Here is a 17,407-nt window from a genome sequence, read left to right as displayed (position 1 = left end):
GATTGCAGTGAGATAGGAAGCCCCGGAGTGATCCGGGGCTTTTTTTGCGACCGTTAGCAGCGACCGATTTATGGCGGATTGGCTCGGCGGTGCGTGCCAGCTTGAATGCTCGACGGATCGCGCTACGAACGAGCAAATGAGTTCCACCATTGCCGCTTCGTCTCGCCGCCGCTTCCGTTGGGCCGGCTTCGTCATCCGGATATTGGGCGGCTTTGTGGCGCTCTCATTGCTGTTGGTGCTGCTCTATCGCTTCGTACCGCCCCCTGTGACGTTGACGATGCTGACTGATCCGAATGGCATCACCAAAGATTGGGTGGGTCTGGACGATATCGATCCGAACATGGCACGCGCGGCCATCGCAGGCGAAGACAGCCGCTTTTGCAGTCATCATGGTTTCGACGCGGTCGCGATCGCGCAAGCGCTGCGCCACAATGCCAGTGGCGGAAGGATTCGTGGCGGATCGACTATCAGCCAGCAGACCGCGAAGAATGTGTTCCTGTTTCAAGGTGGCGGCTTCATCCGCAAGGGGTTTGAAGCCTGGTTTACTGTCTTGATCGAGGCGATTTGGGGCAAGCGGCGGATCATGGAGGTGTATCTGAACGTCGCAGAGACGGGGATTGGGACTTATGGCGTGCAGGCTGGTGCCATGCGCTATTTCCGTCATGGCGCAGGCAAGCTGACGCGCGCGGAAGCGGCGCGGATTGCTGCCGTATTGCCGTTGCCCAAGAAGAGGGGCGCGATTGCGCCGCGAGGCTTTACCCGGCGATATGGCAACAGCATCACGAGCCGGATCGGGGTGGTGCAGCGGGATGGTTTGGATAGTTGCGTTCAGTGACTGAGGGTGTCGAGTTTGGGTGGATTTCGGACATTCCCCCTCCCGCAGGCGGGAGGGGGTTAGGGGGTGGGCTAGCGCAACTTTAGTGAAGTTCATTCCAAGGCTTGCCCGGAAGCTCGCTCCGCTCGCGCCCACCCCTAGCCCCTCCCGCCTGCGGGAGGGGAACGTCTGATTTTGGTCGGAAAGCCGCCCTATTCCCAACGCGACAAAAAATCCCGCTGGAGTTATCCAGCGGGATTTTGAACGCTCAGAATACCAAAATCAGGCAGCGTCTTCGGCGCGTTTGTCCTTTTCGCTGAAGACCCGGATCGGTTCCTTGGTTCCAGCCACGACATCCTTATCGACGACGACTTCGCCCACGCCTTCCATCGACGGCAGATCGAACATCGTATCGAGCAGGATCGATTCCAGGATCGACCGCAAGCCGCGCGCGCCGGTCTTCCGCTCGATCGCCTTCTTGGCGATTGCTGTCAGCGCATCGTCGGTGAAGCTCAGTTCGACATTTTCCATGTCGAACAATTTGCCATATTGCTTCACCAGCGCGTTCTTCGGCTCGACCAAGATCTTGACCAGCGCAGTGACGTCCAGATCCTCCAGCGTCGCGATCACCGGCAGGCGGCCGACGAACTCTGGGATCAGGCCGAATTTCAGCAGATCTTCCGGCTCAGACTGACGCAGCAGTTCGCCGGTCTTGCGCTCTTCGGGGGCCGCGACATGGGCACCGAAGCCGATCGACTTGGCTTCCAGACGGTCGCCAATGATCCGCTCCAGCCCGGCAAAGGCGCCGCCGCAGATGAACAGGATGTTGGTCGTGTCGACTTGAAGGAACTCCTGCTGCGGATGCTTGCGGCCGCCCTGCGGGGGAACCGAAGCGGTCGTGCCTTCCATCAGCTTCAGCAATGCCTGCTGCACGCCCTCGCCCGACACGTCGCGGGTGATCGAGGGGTTTTCAGCCTTGCGGCTGATCTTGTCGATTTCGTCGATATAGACGATGCCGCGCTGCGCCTTCTCGACATTATAGTCCGAGGCCTGGAGCAGCTTGAGGATGATATTTTCGACATCCTCACCGACATAGCCCGCCTCGGTCAGAGTCGTGGCGTCGGCCATGGTGAAGGGCACGTCGAACGTCTTGGCCAGCGTTTGGGCGAGCAGCGTTTTGCCGCAGCCAGTCGGCCCGACCAGCAGGATGTTCGATTTGGCCAGTTCGACCTCACCCGGCTTCGTGCCGTGGTTCAGGCGCTTGTAATGGTTGTGGACGGCGACGGACAGGACACGCTTCGCCCGATTCTGGCCGATCACATAATCGTCCAGCACATCGCAGATTTCCTGCGGGGTGGGCACACCGCCATCCTTCTTGCCGACGAGACCGCCCTTGGTCTCCTCGCGGATGATGTCGTTGCACAGTTCCACGCACTCGTCGCAGATGAAGACGGTCGGCCCCGCGATCAGCTTACGCACCTCATGCTGCGACTTGCCGCAGAAGGAGCAGTAAAGCGTGCTTTTGGAATCGGAGCCTGTAAGCTTAGTCATTCGCCAATCTTTCCTCCCTGCCCCAAGCGAAAAGCCGCGACGGCGAGGGATATTCTGGTCCTAGGATCATCCTAGACCGCGTCACGCCGATTTCACAAGGGGAGAAAACGGCGCGCGCGATTAAGATCCATGTTAGCTGTCAGTCGTTTCGGGTGCAGCGGGACGGCGATCAAATACTTCGTCCACCAGCCCGAACGCCTTCGCCTCATCGGCCTCAAGGAAGGTATCGCGGTCCATCGCGCGCTCAACCTCGTCCAGCGACCTGCCGGTGTATTGCACATACAGGTCATTGAGACGGCGGCGAATCCGGAGGATTTCCTTCGCCTGGATTTCAATGTCCGAAGCCATGCCCTGGGCGCCGCCGGACGGCTGATGCACCATGATCCGTGCATTGGAAAGCGCGATGCGCTTGCCCGGTTCACCCGCTGCCAGAAGGAAGCTGCCCATGGATGCTGCCTGACCGATGCAGACGGTGCCGACTTGGGGGCGGATATATTTCATCGTGTCATGGATCGCCATGCCCGCCGTCACCACGCCGCCGGGGGAATTGATGTACATCCAGATGTCCTTCTTCGGATTTTCCGACTCGAGGAACAGGAGCTGGGCGACGATGAGCGAGGCCATATGATCCTCAACCTGACCGGTCACGAAGATGATCCGTTCACGCAGCAGGCGGGAGAAAATGTCAAAACTGCGTTCGCCGCGATTGGATTGTTCGATGACGATAGGAACAAGCGCGGCCATGGGATCAGACATGATATTGGTCATTTTGCTCTTTCAGGGTGATTTTTGCCCGCTCTCTACATCGGCACAAAAGCGGGCAGGTTCAAGGGGTCCTGTGATCGCCGGTCGCGAGTTCAGCGGCGCGGTTCAAAATCGGAAGGCGCACGGAATGTCAGATAAGCAAGGCGCCGCACTTCCCGACGTCCGCGCACCACGGTGTCAAGGATCAGCCCACACATGACCGATAGGGTAGCAAGTATCATCAGCCCCGTCACGAGGATCGCGGTTGGAAAGCGTGGCACAAGCCCGGTATCGAGATAGGTAAGGATCAACGGCATCGCCAGAATGACGGCGGCTGCTGCCAGCAACGCGGCGATGATGCCGAAGAAAAGAATCGGCTTTTCGATCCGGTAGAGCGTGAAGATCGTTCGCAGGATGCGCCAGCCGTCGCGATAGGTCGAGAGCTTGCTGACCGAACCTTCCAGCCGGGCGCCATAGGCAGTCATGATTTCGGAAACGGGCATCGCCAGTTCCAGCGCATGAACGCTGATTTCCGTTTCGATTTCGAAACCTGCGGACAGGACGGGGAAGCTCTTGACGAAGCGGCGGGAAAATACGCGATAGCCCGACAATATATCGGTGAAGCTGCGGCCAAAAAGCTGCTTGAGCAGGCTGGTGAGCGCCCAGTTCCCAAAGCGATGACCGCGGCGATAGGCTTCTTCCACCTCGCTTTTGCGCGCGCCAACGACCATGTCGAGATTATCTTCCAACATGGCGGCCACGAGGCTGGGCGCGGCGGCGGCATCATAGGTCGCATCACCGTCGGCCATGACGTAGATGTCAGCATCCACATCGGCGAACATGCGGCGCACGACATGGCCCTTGCCCTGCTGCGTCACGCGGCGAACGATCGCGCCAGCTCCAACGGCGAGTTCAGCGCTACCGTCGCTGCTGTTATTATCGAAGACGTAGATGTCGGCGGTCGGCAGCGCGCGGCGGAAATCCTGCACCGTCTTCGCGATCGCACCAGCTTCATTATAGCAGGGCAGGATTACGGCAATGCGCGGACCTGCCGCCCCCTGCCCGCTTGCCACTGCCGGAAATTCCTTCATCTGCCCCAAACCTCACCCGAACTTATCGCGGCATGACGTGCCGGGATTAACATTTCGTCTGCCATGCCGAGTGCTAAATGAAAAGCGCCCGTCTTCCCTCTGGAGACGGACGCTTTTCATGTTTTGGCAGTGGCCCCGGCTCGCATCGACGCTGAGCCAGGCAACCCCAATCCTTATTCAGCCTTGGCAGCAGCCTTCTTGGCCGGAGCCTTCTTGGCCTTTGGCTTCTCCTCAGCGGCAGCTTCTTCAGCCACGGCCTCGTCCTTCTTGGCGGCAGCCTTCTTGGCCGGAGCCTTTTTCGCCGGAGCTTCTTCAGCCACAGGCGCGGCTTCGTCAGCGTCCGCAGCCTTCTTCTTGGGAGCAGCCTTCTTCGCCTTGGGCTTTTCGTCATGATCGTGATGATCATGGCCGCAACCCGGGCCGTGGACATGCGGCTTCAGATCGCCATCTTCTGCTTCGATCGCTGCTTCCAGCTCTTCGCGGCTGACAGCGCGATCGGTGACTTCGGCCCTGCCGAACAGGAAGTCTACGACCTTGTCTTCATAGAGCGGCGCACGGAGCTGAGCGGCGGCCATCGGGTCCTGGCGGACATATTGGACGAACCGTTCACGATCCTGCGGGCCGTACTGCTGAGCGGCCTGCATGATCAGGCGGTTCATTTCCTGATCGGAAACCGTCACGCCATTTGCCTGACCGATTTCGGACAGCAGGAGGCCAAGGCGCACGCGGCGAACGGCGATCGCGCGATAGTCCTCCTTCTCGGCTTCCATTTCCTTCAGAGCAGCTTCCGGGTCCGCCTCATGGCTGGCTTCGTGCTGAAGCTGCGCCCAGATCTGTTCGAACTCGGCTTCCACCATGCTCGGCGGGACGTCGAAATCATGGGCAGCGGCAAGCTGATCGAGCAGCTTGCGCTTCATGTGCGTGCGGGTAAGGCCGTTATGTTCCTGCTCGATCTGGCCCTTCAGCAGCTCCTTGAGCTTGTCGAGGCCTTCCAGACCCAGCGACTTGGCGAAATCATCGTCCAGCTTGGGCTTGTCGGCGTTCAGGATTGCCTTGACCGTGATGTCGAAGGTGGCTTCCTTGCCAGCAAGATGCGCAGCGCCATAATCTTCCGGGAAGGGGACGGTGATGGTCTTTTCGTCGCCCTTCTTGACGCCGGTCAGCTGCTCTTCGAAGCCGGGGATGAACTGGCCCGAGCCGATCTTCAGCTTCACATCTTCGGCCGAACCGCCTTCAAAGGGTTCGCCGTCGATCTTGCCGACGAAGTCGATGGTCAGCGTGTCGCCGTCCTTCGCCTTGTGCGAAGCGGCATGCTCTTCCAGCGCGCCCTGCTGGGTCGCGATGCGGCCAGCGGCTTCATCAACCTGCGAATCAGCGACTTCGACGGTCAGACGCTCCAGCTTCAGACCTTCGATGCTGGGCGCGGCGATTTCAGGAAGCACTTCCAGCGCGACCTTCACCTCGGCGTCCTTGCCGAATTCAAAGCCTTCATCCAGCTCCACGGAAGGCTGCATCGCCGGACGCAGCTTATTGTCCGCGATCAGCTTCTGAATGCCTTCCTGGATCGAATTGTTAAGGGCATCGCGCTGAAGCGATTCACCATGCATTTTCTTGACGAGGTTGGCAGGCACCTTGCCGGGGCGGAAGCCGGGCATACGAACCTGCGGTGCGATCGCCGCCACTTCCTTTTCCACGCGGGCGTCGATGTCCTTCGACGTGATGGTCACGGTGTAGGCGCGCTTCAGGCCCTCGTTCAACGTCTCGACAGTCTGCATCTCTTCTCTCAAACGCTTTCTTCAGCTGAATTCAGGTGGCGCCTGACATGATACAAGCCGGGCGCACTGGTGCGGGCGAAGGGACTCGAACCCCCACATCTTGCGATACCAGAACCTAAATCTGGCGCGTCTACCAGTTTCGCCACGCCCGCATCGGCCGCCGGTCGGCGCGGCATAGAGAAAAGCATCCGGGGAGGCAAGCAATTGTGGATAACTTGCCCGGAACTCACGCAGGGCTCCAGGCGTAACGTTTGCGAAGGAGAGAAATATGGCCACTCAGCCTGATCCGGAACCGATCGGCGTCCCGCCGCCCGACACGATTCAGCCGCAGTCACCCCCGGAGTCGCCTCCCCCCTCTACCCCGGATGAAACTCCAGCGGGCGAACCGCCCGAGTTCGTGCCGACACGGCCCGATTTTGACCAGCCGGATCGGTCCATCCCGGAATTGCCGCCGGATTGAGTGTATCGGTGGCGTCATATTCTTGCAGTAGCGAGAAATTTTCTCCCTCTCCTGTGCTGGACAGGCCCCTGCAAGCATGATTGAACCATGACAGATAGAAGAAAAGCGGGAGAGGCGCGGCTGACATCAAGGGGGTCATCGTGCATCGGGTTCGCGCCAAATTAGACTGGTTCAAGGCAGTTATATTACCACAGGAAGCCGCGCTTCGGGGTCGGCTCCGGAGGATTTTGCCTTCGTTCCTGGAACTTGACGACATCGTCGCCGAGGTCATGGCCCGTGCTTATGCCACAGAAAATTGGAACAATGTGACGACAGGCCGCGCCTATCTGTTCACGATCGCCCGCAATCTGATCATCGACAATGCCCGCCGCAACAAGGTGGTCAGCTTTGAAACGATCGCTGACCTGGAACTGCTGCAAACCGAAAACAGTGTCGAGGCTCAACTTCATGCTCGCGAAGCCCTGCGGCAGATCGAAGCGATCGTCGAAACGCTTCCGCCGCAATGCCGGAGGGTATTTGTCCTACGCCGTATCCATGAAAGATCGATGATCGAAATAGCGGCAGAAATGTCCTTGTCCGTTTCTACAGTTGAAAAACATCTGGCCAAAGCCATTGCGATAGTTATGCGGGCATGGTCGGAACGTGAGGAAACGGATTTCGAACGTGCAAACGTCGGGAGCAGGATCAAACTACAGGAGCGAAATCGAGGCGGAAGCCGCGCGTCTGCTGGCAAGGGCTAATACGGACCCGACTGCTCAGGATGAGGCGGAACTTTCCGCGTGGATCGAGGCGGACCCGCAGCACGCAATAGCTTACGCAAGGGCGGAGGCGGCATGGGAATCCGCTGAAGTGCTGAAGAGCGCGACGGCGGACAACGATTTGCCGACTACCGCGCACATCGCTAGCGAACCGCAGCGCCGCTTGTCGCGCAGTATCATGATCGCGGCTGGAGTTGCGGTAATCCTGTTCATCATCGCCGCCATCTTCTCGGTTCGCACGGTCGACAACGCCGATCATCAGGAAATGCGAATCGGAGAGATGCCCCTTCGCTCCGCTTGATGAGTGGTGCCGAGGCATCACTGGCGGAATCTAGGCCAGTAATTCCCGTACCAGATCAGGCACGAGATCGCTGGCGAGACCGATGCGAGTTTCCTCGAAATAGAATCTGCCCGCCGAGGGCTCCAGATTCAACTCCAACGTTCGGGCGCCTGCATGCCGGGCCGTCTGGACAAAACCTGCGGCCGGATAGACCGCGCCGGAGGTGCCGATCGACACGAATAGGTCGGCCCGGCGGAGCGCCGCATCGATAACATCCGTCTGGTACGGCATTTCACCGAAGAACAGGATGTCCGGACGCAAGCTCGCACTGCGGCACGCTCCGCACGGCGCGCCCGGAGGCAAGGAATCAAACCAGGGCCCCGCCTTGCCACAAGCCGCGCAGAAGGCCGATCGAAGTTCGCCGTGCATGTGTATCAGGCGACAAGCACCCGCCCTTTCGTGAAGATCATCGACATTCTGCGTGACGATGAGCAGCTCGCCTGGCCATTGCGCGTCCAACGCTGCCAAAGCCTGATGCGCCGCATTGGCCTCCACTTCATGCAGCTTCGCGCGCCGTTCATCATAGAAGCGATGCACAAGTGCGGCATTGCGCTCCAGCGCCTCTGGCGTGCAGACATCTTCCACATGATGGCCTTCCCACAGGCCATCAGGCCCTCGAAATGTCGCGAGGCCGCTTTCGGCGGAAATTCCGGCCCCAGTCAGAATGACGATGTTGAAGATGTCGTCCATCTTGTCATCATGTCTGCTGCTCAATCCAAAAGCTACATCTTCCAGATGACAAGGCTGGGTCATTCTGGCATCGGACGGGCGGATTTCCGGGGACAAGCACCATCATGACGAAGATCGGACTTTTTGGAGCAGCGGGCCGAATGGGACGCACGATCGCCCAGGTCGCGATCGAAGCAGGGCTGAACATCAGTGGTGGTACCGATCGCGAAGGCAGTGGAGAGCTTCTGCCGGGACTCGCGATCACGTCCGATCCGCTCGCACTGGCCGAACTGAGTGACGTTCTGATCGACTTTTCGGTTCCGGCTGCGCTTTCCTCCCATCTTGATGCGTGCGTTGCGGCCAGGAAGCCGATCCTCATCGGCACCACCGGACTGGAGCAGGTTCATCACAATCTGATCGATGAGGCCGCCCGGTTGATCCCCGTGCTCCAGACGGGCAACACCTCCCTGGGCGTAAACCTCTTATCGGCCTTGGTCGAGCAGGCTGCCGCCCGGCTCGGGGATGATTGGGATATCGAAATCGTCGAGATGCATCATCGGCATAAGGTTGATGCGCCGTCGGGCACCGCGCTTCTGCTGGGTGAGGCAGCGGCACGTGGCCGAGCCATCGAGCTTTCCAGCAAGAGCGAAAGGGGCCGCGACGGCATTACCGGCGCGCGAGCGCAGGGCGCGATCGGGTTTGCGGCACTGCGGGGCGGGTCGGTTGCGGGTGACCATCAGGTGATCTTCGCCACCGATGGCGAGCGCATTGAACTCAGCCATCGCGCGGAGAGCCGCGTCATCTTCGCACGCGGCGCCGTGAAGGGCGCGGCCTGGCTGATCGGCCAGCCTGCTGGGCGTTATGACATGAAGGCAGTGCTTGGCCTTTGATCCTGCGATGAACAAGGCGCAGATCTTCGACTTCTTCAGCCGTCTCGCGGAGGCCAATCCGGCGCCGCGAACGGAGCTGGAATATGGCAACGACTATCAGCTTCTGGTCGCGGTCGTGCTGTCCGCACAGGCGACCGACGTCGGCGTCAACAAGGCCACGCGCGCGCTTTTCAAGCAGGTGGAAACGCCCGCCGAGATGGTGGAGCTTGGCGAAGAGGGCTTGAAGCAGCACATCAAGACGATCGGCCTGTTCAATGCCAAGGCGAAGAATGTCATTGCCCTGTCCGAAATATTGGTGCGCGATTTTGGCGGCGAAGTCCCGCAGGATCGTGACATACTCACGACGCTGCCGGGGGTGGGCAGAAAAACGGCAAATGTAGTGATGAACACAGCCTTCGGGCATGAGACTTTCGCCGTCGATACCCATATCTTCCGCGTCGGCAATCGCACTGGCCTCGCGCCCGGCAAGACGCCGCTTGCGGTCGAACAGAAACTGGAGAAGCGCGTACCCGGCCCGTTCCGGCGCGATGCGCACCACTGGCTTATCCTTCATGGCCGCTATGTGTGCAAGGCGCGTCGGCCGGAATGCTGGCGCTGCATCGTCGCTGACCTCTGCCGATACAAGCCGAAGACCCCCGCTCCCAAAGGAGCCACGCCGATCAGCTGAACGCCCGCCATTATCATGCGGTTCAGTCAAGCTGTGCTAGGGCAAAGACGGAACGCGTCGTTCGACGACGTGTTACCCGTGACGACAATAAGGAGAGACAATCATGTTCGTCCCTGTTTCCCCGGCGCTTCGTCTGGGTGTCGCCGTGGCGCTCATGTCCCTGATTGCCCCGGCCACGGCCAAGACGCGGCCGGACAATCTGGTCGCAGCTGGCAAGCCTGTTGATTGCATCCAGATAAATTCGATCCGCCAGACCGATGTTCGTGATGATCGGACGATCGATTTCATTCTGAACGGCAATAAGGTGTACCGGAACACACTGCCTAACAGTTGCCCAAGCCTGGGTTTCGAAAAGCGTTTCATGTACAAGACAAGCCTGTCGCAGCTATGCTCCGTCGATATCATCACGGTTCTGTATAATTCGCCTGATCTGATGCGCGGTGCCAGTTGCGGGCTCGGCAAGTTCCAGCCCATGAAGAAGATCAAATAGTCGGCGCGTCGCGATTTTGGTGCTGGCGTCGGCAGTTGCGCTTTGCTAAGCGGCGCTTCGCACCAAGCGACACGCACCCATAGCTCAGCTGGATAGAGCGTTGCCCTCCGAAGGCAAAGGCCAGAGGTTCGAATCCTCTTGGGTGCGCCAACCTCTGCATTTATGCGTCCTTTTCCAATAGGTTATCGCTCGCGTTCGCTAACCTTTTGCGAAAGTTAGCCATCAACATCTCTCCGGCCTCGTCCGAAAGCGTGCGCTGATCGGCTGCCGCCGTGTATCGCGCGACCTCACTATCGGTTGTGTGGCCGGTCCACGATTTTGATCTGCTGGTTGGTGCATCCAGGCTCTGCGAAGCGGCGCGCAGCAGCCTTCCGCAGACCGTGCGCGCTGCACTCTGACAGGCCAGCCTCATCGCACCAGTCTCGGAACTTGTTGCCGAACCCCTTGCGCGTGAATGGCTTGCCACGCCCGTTGACAATGAACACCATCGCGCGGGAGTGCGCACCACGATCAGCGACAAGGCGGCGCCATGCCCGCTTGATCACGTCAACCGCCAGTTTTCCGCGCCCGCGCCGAATATACTGTGGGTGTCGGACTTCACCTACGTCGCGACCTGGATGGGGTTCGTCTATGCCGCCTTCGTCATCGATACCTATGCTCGGCGGATCGTTGGCTGGCGGGCCGGCAGGACGGCCCATGCAAGCTTCGTCCTTGATGCCTTAGAACAGGCGCTTCACGATCGACGGCCGACCCATCGGGGCGGCCTCATTCATCACAGCGACCGTGGGTCGCAATACGTGTCCATCAAATACACTAAGCGCCTCGCGGAGGCTGGAATCGAACCTTAGGTTGGCAGCGTAGGCGATAGCTACGACAACGCTTTGGCCGAAACAATCAATGGCCTCTACAAGGCGGAGGTGATCCATCGCCGTGGACCCTGGCGGTCCTTCGAAGCGGTGGAATACCCGACCCTTGAATGGATCGACTGGTTCAACCACCGCCGACTGCTGGAGCCGATCGGCAACATCCCGCCTGCCGAAGCCGAGGATCAGTATTATGCTGCCGCGGACAACATCGATATGGCAGCGTGACCCACAACCCTATGCCTCCGGCAAACCCGGCGCGGTTCAATACCCGCTACGACCGCTGCGCTCACACCTTCATGTCAGCCATCTGCATCGCTGCAACCGTCATCTTCTGGCTCAATCAATGAGTCCTGATCTTAATTTGATTCAGGTCAAAGTGTCGGGCTCCGTAAAGTGACATATGTCATTTAAATCGGATGCCGACATCAGAATGAGCGGGCGTACCGGCATTGAAAATGCCGCGGAGCGCGAAGAGTCCGGTTCGAGTGTTGATGCAGAGGCTCTGACGGCAAGGTTGCTCGTCATGCGGGAGAGAATGGAATGAATGTTCACTCAAGAGTCGAAGGCCAGCATCCGCTGACGGGCGAGCGCTACTTCGATCACGATTTTGCCCGGCGGGAATGGAATGCTGTTTGGGCTAGATCGTGGCTCGTAGTCTGCCGTGAAGACCAGATCCCCGAACCTGGTGATTTCATCGTCGAAGAATTTGGGCAGCAGTCGGTCCTGGTCGTGCGCCAGGAAGATTCCAGTGTGAAGGCATTTCACAACATCTGTCAGCATCGTGGCAACAAGCTGGTCATGTCCACAGAAGGATCCATGCCCTCGTTCACATGCAATTACCACAGTTGGAAATGGTCGCTGGATGGTACCTGCATTGATGCTCAGGACCCGGAAGATTTCCAGTCAGGAAGCCCGTGTGGCCGAATCCGTCTGGCCGAACTACGCTGCGAGTCCTTTGCCAGTTTCGTGTGGATCAACATGGACAAGGACGCGATCCCGTTGAAGGAATATCTTGGGGAGCTTTATTCCGTTCTGGAGAGATATCCGTTCGAGGACATGGTCGCCTATCAGGCCATCACCATCCATATGCCCTGCAACTGGAAGATCCTGCAGGACAATTTCCGCGAAACTTACCATATTCCGACGGTCCACCCGATAGGGCTCTATGTGAACGAGCCGGACTATCGTCAGGCGCGAATTGAAAATTTGGCCAATGGCCACTCGCTTCTGCACACCCCGGGGAGCCAACCGTCCCGTTACCTGCCCGGCAGCAAGCTCGTCGTCGATGATTACCTGATCAAGGATCTTCGGGCCTGGGAACTGGATCCGGAAGAGTACAGGGACAGTCCGCTAGCCGTCCGTACCGCCATCCAACAGCAAAAGCGCAAGCTGGGGCCGAAGCGAGGGCACAAACATTATGATCGAATGGACGACGACCAGCTGACAGACACGTTCCTTTATTCGGTTTTCCCGAATGTTACCTTTACCTGCTTTTCCGACGGGATGCTTTTCCTGCGCGCGCGGCCACATCCGGCTGATCCCGAGCAAGCGGAGTTCGACTGCTTCTTCTTCGCGAGCGGCGCGGAAGACTTCTTTACCCGCCAACTGACCGCATCGGGCGGCGTCCAGGGACAGGAACTGGGAAATGTCGAGCGCAAATACGTCAAGTTCGGAGAAGGCAGCGTCGGCGTCATTCTGGACGACGATGCCGGCATTATGGAAGCGCAGCAGAAAGGCATGCATTCTCTGGGCTGGAAGGGCGCGGACCTTGCCGGTCAGGAAAAGCGGATCGCGCATTATCACCGCCGCATCGATGAACTCATCGAAGCCGAAGAGGTGCTGCGGCAAGCTGATGGGCGCGGCAAATTGATGGGTGTCCACGAATAGACCGGCAGCGTCCGGCCAGCCTGGCAGTTTGCCAAGGGGATGGGAAAGATGACGGAAGGTTTCTTTGGAAAGAATTTCGGTCGGCCAGGCACCGGATGGAAGGTGCAGGGCGAACTCGACTATGACGATGTCCTGAGGGCCGACGGAAAGGCTCCATGGCAGTTGGAGGAACGGGGATGCCATGTTCCCAAGGCAGGACCTGTCGATCTCGCACGCTATTTCGATCCGAAATATGTCGAACTGGAGATCGAGCATCTCTGGAAGAAGCAGTGGCAGGTCGCTTGCCGGGAAGAGGACATTCCCAACGTCGGAGATCGCATTCGGTATGATATCACCAACTTGTCTTTCATGATCGTGCGAACGGGACCAGACGCATTCAAGGCTTTCTACAATAGCTGTCCCCACCGGGCGCGTTCGCTTTGCGACGGCAAGGAAAGTGGTCAATCGATCCGCTGCCGTTTCCATGCGTGGACATGGGATATCGACGGAACGATGCGTTGGCTGCCATCCGAAGAGAGCTTCCCGTTCGTTGACAAGAAGGCCTATGCCTTGCCCGAGGTCCAGACCGCAAGGTGGGGTGGGCACGTGTTTATCAACCCCGATCCAGAGGCCGCGCCGCTCGACGATTATCTTGGCGTGCTCAAAACCCATTTCGTCGAGCATCCGCTGGAGAAACGATATACTGCGGTGTTTGTGCGCAAGCGTTTCGATGCCAACTGGAAGATTGTGCAGGAGGCGTTTCTCGAAGCCTATCACATGGTGGAGACGCATTGGGACGCGCTTCCCTTCAGCGGCGATACGGCAACGCTTTATGATTGCTGGGAAGAGGGCAACGTCCACATTGACCGGCTGACGACGCCGCTCGCCGTACCGAGCGGCTGGTTCGATGGTGTCGTCAGTACGGAGGTCGCGCTTCAGCAGTTTCTCAAAAGCAGTGACCTGCCTGAGCAACCGCTCGAAGGGCACGCCGGAACGATCGGGGATTCGCGTCGCCGTGCGGCCGATTTCAAGCGCATGCTGCTGAAGGAAAACTTTGGTCTGGACTGTGATGATGCTCCCAACAGTTACCTGCTCGACGCCTGCCGTTACTTCCTCTATCCAAACTTCCATCCGTGGTGGGGCGAGGGCGTACCGGTCACGTACCGTTTCCTCCCCGATGGAAAGAATCCTGCCAGCAGTTTCATGGAAATCCGTATCCTGTTGCCGGTCATGGAGGGACAGGTTGCTCCTGCCGCCGCCGAAATGATCGAATTGAGCTCCGAGGATTCGTGGACTACCGTTGCTGCCCTCGGCTTCCTGGGCCATATTCTCGATCAGGACACGCAAAATATTGGGGAAATTCAGAAGGGCGCGCAAGCAGCCGCACCCGGCCGGGCCTTTCTGACCCTCGCCCGACATCTTGAAAGCAGCATATCGCATTTCCACGAATATTACGCGACTACTCTGGGGCTTAAATGAGGGCCAGATTAGCGGCTGGGGCCGCGTCGCGGGAGTGGTGCAGGTTCCGACGGTAGCACTGCTGGCCGGACGCGCGCTTTCCAAATGGCGCTGTAGCGGTCGGCTAGCAGCGCGGGAGGTCGCCGTGAGTTTCGGTTAGGTTTGGGTTGCGAAGCTAGGGTCACGGCCTATTAAATCTCTTGCCGAGCAGAAGGTTGATTGATTCAATGGCTGCGTGAGGAGACGTTGCCATGAGTGATCTGATCTGGCTGTCGGAGGCGCAGATGCGCCGGATCGAGCCCTATTTCCCTCTTTCTCACGGCGTGCCACGGGTGGATGATCGTCGGATCATCAGCGGTATCATCTTCGTCATCAGGAACGGCTTGCGATGGCGCGATGCGCCCGCCGACTATGGTCCGCCCAAGACGATCTATAATCGTTTCATCCGGCGGAGCCGGCTCGGTGTGTTCACAGGATTTTCTCCGCCCTTTCGGCGCAAGGCGGCAAGCCAGACCAGTTGATGATCGATGCGACGCATCTGAAGGCGCACCGGACAGCTGCCAGTCTGTTAAAAAAGGGGCTGTTCCCAGACGTATCGGACGCACCAAAGGCGGCCTGAACTCGAAGCTCCACGCCGTGTGCGACGGCAAGGGCAGGCCACTGGTCATGCTGCCAAGCGAGGGCCAGATGAGCGACTACAAAGGAGCAGCCCTGATGCTCGACGCTTTGCTCCGTGCCAAAGCCCTGCTCGGCGATCGAGGCTATGACGCCGACTGGTTCCGCAAGGCCCTTGGACTTGTAACGGTTTTGTGCCGGTCACCTATCTCATTATGCCACCTTGGCTTCGAACGCGAGCGGGCTGATGCCGCCCAGGTATGAATGGCGGCGACGGGTGTTATAGAAACCATTGATGTACTGGAAGATGGCAGCTTCCGCCTGACGCCGCGTTGGCCAGCTTTGCCGCCAGATGAGTTCCGCCTTCAGGGATTTGAAGAACGTCTCAACAGAGGCGTTGTCGTAACAATTACCCTTGCCGCTCATCGATGGACGCAGGCCATAGGCCTGCAGCTTTTTCTGATAGTCGTAAGAACAATATTGGCTGCCCCGATCCGAATGGAAAAAAAAGCAGCCCTCCGGAGGCTGGCGCAGGCGCACCGCCATATCCAATGCCCTGATCGCCGGGTCCTTGTTGGCTACGCCGCCCTTCGGGTCATCAGACGCCCGACCCGGCGCTCACCAACATCGAGCCCCACTTCTTTCAACTCCATCGTCATGCGAGGGCGGCCGTAGCTGCCAAGGCTCAGCCTGTATTGTTCGCGGATATGGGCCAAAACCTTCATGTCTGTCTGTTCCCGGCGGCTGATCGGTCGCGAGCGCCAGGAGCGATAGCCGCGTTCACTGACAAGCGACGGGGCAGAGCAGTTCAACAGGCCAGCGGTGCCGCCAGCTATGCACAAAGGCGAACTTCACGGCCTTTGGCACGCGAAGAACTGCGTGGCCTTTTTTAGAACTTCCCTCTCCTCCCGGAACACACGGTTCTCAAGGCGAAGCCGTTCATTCTCGCGCGCCAGATCTGCCTGCGGCGCTGAAACCAGATCACTGGGCCGATACTGCGACACCCACTTGTTCAGCGTCGACTTGCCGGCCCCCAAATCCGACGCAAACCGCTGGTCAACGCAATGCGCACCGCCTCCTGCTTGAACTCTTCGCTATGCTTCATCATCTCGTCGGTCTCCTTGATCGAGCTCTAAACTCTCAAGTGACCGGCACAAAACCGTTACAAGTCCAGTGCGGTCACTCCTCACCATCGAGAATCTCGAAAGTTTCCACCGTCACGTCCGCGAACGCAGGACAGACGGGGATATCATCGTCTATTGCGGCGGCTTTCCTGCGCCGCCGGTGATCCGCGCGTTGCGCCGACTATCTGAATTGTCTGGCGTGGCCCGCCTCCATCATTGGGGGGATGTCGATGCGGGCGGCGTGCGCATCGGTCGGTTTCTTGAGGAATCTCTACCGTTACCCATTGTTCCGCACCTGATGACTGACGCATTGGCGCTTTCCAGCGGGCGGGCCGTGCCCCCTCTCAATGGCATGGAGAATGTCCCGACCCATTCCGCCTTCGCGCTGCTGGCGCGCTTCCTTGCGTCGGACAGCGCGCATGTTCTGGAGCAGGAGGTTCTCGATCCTCAACCTGTGTCGTGAGAGGTGCATGCATAAACTGGCCTGGACCTTCGCTTTATGGTCGGATCCATCTCGCCCCGGTGGTTGGTGGGCGAGGCAGAATCAAAGTGGCGATAAAGGGGTGCGAAGTGGACGTAACCGGTGCGTTTCCGGCGCTCAAACAATGATCACCCTGTTCTTATCTTCGTCATCTTGGGTGCGCCATTCTCCTCCGCTTCGCAGCACAGACTGCTCATGATCCAGCAGGTATCGCTTGGCCTCCAGCCCGCCAGCAAAGCCGGTCAGCGCGCCCGCCGATCCGATGACCCTATGGCAAGGCGCAATGATCGAGAGCGGATTGCGGCCGTTAGCGGCACCGACCGCGCGGGAGGCTGAGGGACGGCCTATATCCAATGCGACCTGACCATAGCTACGCACTTGCCCGAACGGAATGCGAAGCAGGGCTGCCCAGACCTGTTTTTGAAAATCCGTCCCATGAAAATCGAGCGGAATATCGAAGCGGGTGAGTTTGCCTGAAAAATAGGCGCACAATTGCTTCGACGTTTCCTGGAGCAGTGGGTGATCCGGGGCCTTCGCCCCAGGTCTGGCCCGTACTCGCAGGGGATCGTCATTTGCCCATAACAGGGCGGCCAAGCCCTTTCCGCTGGCGATCATGGTGAGATCGCCCACCGGCGACCGGAATATGTCAAAGGCGAATGTCACGGCCTGTCCTTCCGACTTCGGAAAGACTGAAGAATAGCTCGCCCTCTTCGCGTTGGCTTCCTGCCGCTTGCCTTCAAAGATCGCC

At 59.1% G+C, this 17,407-nt stretch carries 17 protein-coding genes, 2 tRNA genes and 5 pseudogenes; 15 read left to right on the top strand and 9 right to left on the bottom strand.

Features of this window, described 5'->3' with window-relative positions:
• The first annotated feature begins 136 nt into the window (after positions 1-136).
• The gene (mtgA, locus tag IZV00_RS04400; RefSeq protein WP_196225950.1) at positions 137-835 is read left to right on the top strand and encodes a monofunctional biosynthetic peptidoglycan transglycosylase; all 699 of its coding nucleotides are present in this window, start codon (positions 137-139) and stop codon (positions 833-835) included.
• A 261-nt stretch (positions 836-1,096) separates the two neighbouring features.
• Here mtgA and clpX read toward each other — a convergent pair whose 3' ends face one another.
• The 5 genes from clpX to IZV00_RS04375 form a co-directional block, all read right to left on the bottom strand.
• Positions 1,097-2,365 (bottom strand): ATP-dependent Clp protease ATP-binding subunit ClpX, encoded by a 1,269-nt coding sequence (gene clpX, locus IZV00_RS04395; protein ID WP_066523548.1) that lies wholly within the window; start codon positions 2,363-2,365, stop codon positions 1,097-1,099.
• A 132-nt stretch (positions 2,366-2,497) separates the two neighbouring features.
• Entirely contained in the window at positions 2,498-3,133 is a 636-nt protein-coding gene (clpP, locus tag IZV00_RS04390) for an ATP-dependent Clp endopeptidase proteolytic subunit ClpP (RefSeq protein WP_196225949.1), read from the bottom strand.
• Positions 3,134-3,222: 89 nt separating this feature from the next.
• Entirely contained in the window at positions 3,223-4,200 is a 978-nt protein-coding gene (locus IZV00_RS04385) for a glycosyltransferase family 2 protein (protein WP_196225948.1), read from the bottom strand.
• A 173-nt stretch (positions 4,201-4,373) separates the two neighbouring features.
• Positions 4,374-5,975 (bottom strand): trigger factor, encoded by a 1,602-nt coding sequence (gene tig, locus IZV00_RS04380; protein ID WP_196225947.1) that lies wholly within the window; start codon positions 5,973-5,975, stop codon positions 4,374-4,376.
• Between the two features lie 67 nt (positions 5,976-6,042).
• A tRNA-Leu gene (locus tag IZV00_RS04375) sits at positions 6,043-6,127 on the bottom strand.
• A 116-nt stretch (positions 6,128-6,243) separates the two neighbouring features.
• Between IZV00_RS04375 and IZV00_RS04370 the strand changes: the two genes are divergently transcribed.
• The 3 genes from IZV00_RS04370 (at position 6,244) to IZV00_RS04360 (ending at position 7,494) form a co-directional block, all read left to right on the top strand.
• The gene (locus tag IZV00_RS04370) at positions 6,244-6,435 is read left to right on the top strand and encodes a hypothetical protein (RefSeq protein ID WP_196225946.1); all 192 of its coding nucleotides are present in this window, start codon (positions 6,244-6,246) and stop codon (positions 6,433-6,435) included.
• Positions 6,436-6,575: 140 nt separating this feature from the next.
• Positions 6,576-7,175 carry a sigma-70 family RNA polymerase sigma factor gene (locus IZV00_RS04365; RefSeq protein ID WP_196225945.1) on the top strand — a complete coding sequence of 200 codons (600 nt, stop codon included), beginning with the start codon at positions 6,576-6,578 and terminating at the stop codon, positions 7,173-7,175.
• Entirely contained in the window at positions 7,099-7,494 is a 396-nt protein-coding gene (locus IZV00_RS04360; protein ID WP_196225944.1) for a DUF4880 domain-containing protein, read from the top strand. Before IZV00_RS04365 ends, IZV00_RS04360 begins: the two co-directional genes overlap by 77 nt.
• A gap of 30 nt (positions 7,495-7,524) precedes the next feature.
• Here IZV00_RS04360 and IZV00_RS04355 read toward each other — a convergent pair whose 3' ends face one another.
• Positions 7,525-8,223, bottom strand: a complete 699-nt coding sequence (locus IZV00_RS04355; protein WP_196225943.1) for an NAD-dependent deacylase — start codon at positions 8,221-8,223, stop codon at positions 7,525-7,527.
• A gap of 104 nt (positions 8,224-8,327) precedes the next feature.
• Here IZV00_RS04355 and dapB point away from each other — a divergent pair, with 104 nt between their 5' ends.
• The 4 genes from dapB to IZV00_RS04335 all read left to right on the top strand — a co-directional run bounded on the left by dapB (position 8,328) and on the right by IZV00_RS04335 (position 10,399).
• Positions 8,328-9,092, top strand: coding sequence for a 4-hydroxy-tetrahydrodipicolinate reductase (gene dapB / locus IZV00_RS04350; RefSeq protein WP_196225942.1), 765 nt, complete (start codon positions 8,328-8,330; stop codon positions 9,090-9,092).
• A 7-nt stretch (positions 9,093-9,099) separates the two neighbouring features.
• Positions 9,100-9,759 carry an endonuclease III gene (gene nth, locus IZV00_RS04345; protein ID WP_196225941.1) on the top strand — a complete coding sequence of 220 codons (660 nt, stop codon included), beginning with the start codon at positions 9,100-9,102 and terminating at the stop codon, positions 9,757-9,759.
• A 103-nt stretch (positions 9,760-9,862) separates the two neighbouring features.
• On the top strand, positions 9,863-10,249 hold the full coding sequence (locus IZV00_RS04340; RefSeq protein WP_196225940.1) for a hypothetical protein: 387 nt from the start codon (positions 9,863-9,865) through the stop codon (positions 10,247-10,249).
• 73 nt (positions 10,250-10,322) lie between these two features.
• Positions 10,323-10,399, top strand: a tRNA-Arg gene (locus IZV00_RS04335).
• A gap of 140 nt (positions 10,400-10,539) precedes the next feature.
• Here IZV00_RS04335 and IZV00_RS21480 read toward each other — a convergent pair.
• Positions 10,540-10,737, bottom strand: a complete 198-nt coding sequence (locus IZV00_RS21480; protein WP_443020062.1) for a hypothetical protein — start codon at positions 10,735-10,737, stop codon at positions 10,540-10,542.
• A gap of 9 nt (positions 10,738-10,746) precedes the next feature.
• On the opposite strand from IZV00_RS21480, the pseudogene IZV00_RS04330 reads away from it, so the two are divergent.
• From IZV00_RS04330 to IZV00_RS21110, 6 genes and pseudogenes are all read left to right on the top strand, one after another.
• Positions 10,747-11,340: pseudogene (locus IZV00_RS04330) on the top strand (IS3 family transposase); the annotation flags it as partial.
• A gap of 32 nt (positions 11,341-11,372) precedes the next feature.
• Positions 11,373-11,462, top strand: a pseudogene (locus tag IZV00_RS21475) (IS5/IS1182 family transposase); the annotation flags it as partial.
• A gap of 53 nt (positions 11,463-11,515) precedes the next feature.
• A complete protein-coding gene (locus IZV00_RS21115) occupies positions 11,516-11,659 on the top strand; it encodes a hypothetical protein (protein ID WP_230463297.1) in 144 nt (47 codons plus the stop codon).
• Positions 11,656-13,002, top strand: coding sequence for an aromatic ring-hydroxylating oxygenase subunit alpha (locus IZV00_RS04325; RefSeq protein ID WP_196225939.1), 1,347 nt, complete (start codon positions 11,656-11,658; stop codon positions 13,000-13,002). The genes IZV00_RS21115 and IZV00_RS04325 overlap by 4 nt, the downstream gene beginning before the upstream one ends.
• Before the next feature lie 48 nt (positions 13,003-13,050).
• Positions 13,051-14,460, top strand: coding sequence for an aromatic ring-hydroxylating oxygenase subunit alpha (locus tag IZV00_RS04320; protein ID WP_196225938.1), 1,410 nt, complete (start codon positions 13,051-13,053; stop codon positions 14,458-14,460).
• A gap of 230 nt (positions 14,461-14,690) precedes the next feature.
• Positions 14,691-15,231: pseudogene (locus tag IZV00_RS21110) on the top strand (IS5 family transposase); the annotation flags it as partial.
• A 36-nt stretch (positions 15,232-15,267) separates the two neighbouring features.
• Here the strand turns inward: IZV00_RS21110 and IZV00_RS04305 are convergent.
• A pseudogene (locus tag IZV00_RS04305) lies at positions 15,268-16,159 on the bottom strand (IS3 family transposase).
• 53 nt (positions 16,160-16,212) lie between these two features.
• Here IZV00_RS04305 and IZV00_RS04300 point away from each other — a divergent pair.
• A pseudogene (locus IZV00_RS04300) lies at positions 16,213-16,641 on the top strand (Wadjet anti-phage system protein JetD domain-containing protein); the annotation flags it as partial.
• A gap of 135 nt (positions 16,642-16,776) precedes the next feature.
• On the opposite strand, the gene IZV00_RS04295 reads toward IZV00_RS04300, so the two are convergent.
• The gene (locus IZV00_RS04295; protein ID WP_196225934.1) at positions 16,777-17,322 is read right to left on the bottom strand and encodes a methylated-DNA--[protein]-cysteine S-methyltransferase; all 546 of its coding nucleotides are present in this window, start codon (positions 17,320-17,322) and stop codon (positions 16,777-16,779) included.
• Between the last annotated feature and the right edge of the window lie 85 nt (positions 17,323-17,407).

The sequence above is a fragment of the Sphingobium sp. Cam5-1 genome (genome assembly GCF_015693305.1).
Lineage (GTDB): Bacteria > Pseudomonadota > Alphaproteobacteria > Sphingomonadales > Sphingomonadaceae > Sphingobium.
Note: the sequence above shows the minus strand (reverse complement) of the source record. Positions and strands in the feature narration are given on the sequence as shown.

What these genes read in the sequence shown, in the direction of transcription:
- mtgA (WP_196225950.1), top strand. Translation starts at nt 137, where the DNA reads ATGAGTTCCACCATTGCCGCTTCGTCTCGCCGCCGCTTCCGTTGGGCC.
- clpX (WP_066523548.1), bottom strand. Translation starts at nt 2,365, where the DNA reads ATGACTAAGCTTACAGGCTCCGATTCCAAAAGCACGCTTTACTGCTCC.
- clpP (WP_196225949.1), bottom strand. Translation starts at nt 3,133, where the DNA reads ATGACCAATATCATGTCTGATCCCATGGCCGCGCTTGTTCCTATCGTC.
- IZV00_RS04385 (WP_196225948.1), bottom strand. Translation starts at nt 4,200, where the DNA reads ATGAAGGAATTTCCGGCAGTGGCAAGCGGGCAGGGGGCGGCAGGTCCG.
- tig (WP_196225947.1), bottom strand. Translation starts at nt 5,975, where the DNA reads ATGCAGACTGTCGAGACGTTGAACGAGGGCCTGAAGCGCGCCTACACC.
- IZV00_RS04370 (WP_196225946.1), top strand. Translation starts at nt 6,244, where the DNA reads ATGGCCACTCAGCCTGATCCGGAACCGATCGGCGTCCCGCCGCCCGAC.
- IZV00_RS04355 (WP_196225943.1), bottom strand. Translation starts at nt 8,223, where the DNA reads ATGGACGACATCTTCAACATCGTCATTCTGACTGGGGCCGGAATTTCC.
- dapB (WP_196225942.1), top strand. Translation starts at nt 8,328, where the DNA reads ATGACGAAGATCGGACTTTTTGGAGCAGCGGGCCGAATGGGACGCACG.
- nth (WP_196225941.1), top strand. Translation starts at nt 9,100, where the DNA reads ATGAACAAGGCGCAGATCTTCGACTTCTTCAGCCGTCTCGCGGAGGCC.
- IZV00_RS04340 (WP_196225940.1), top strand. Translation starts at nt 9,863, where the DNA reads ATGTTCGTCCCTGTTTCCCCGGCGCTTCGTCTGGGTGTCGCCGTGGCG.
- IZV00_RS21480 (WP_443020062.1), bottom strand. Translation starts at nt 10,737, where the DNA reads ATGGTGTTCATTGTCAACGGGCGTGGCAAGCCATTCACGCGCAAGGGG.
- IZV00_RS21115 (WP_230463297.1), top strand. Translation starts at nt 11,516, where the DNA reads ATGTCATTTAAATCGGATGCCGACATCAGAATGAGCGGGCGTACCGGC.
- IZV00_RS04325 (WP_196225939.1), top strand. Translation starts at nt 11,656, where the DNA reads ATGAATGTTCACTCAAGAGTCGAAGGCCAGCATCCGCTGACGGGCGAG.
- IZV00_RS04320 (WP_196225938.1), top strand. Translation starts at nt 13,051, where the DNA reads ATGACGGAAGGTTTCTTTGGAAAGAATTTCGGTCGGCCAGGCACCGGA.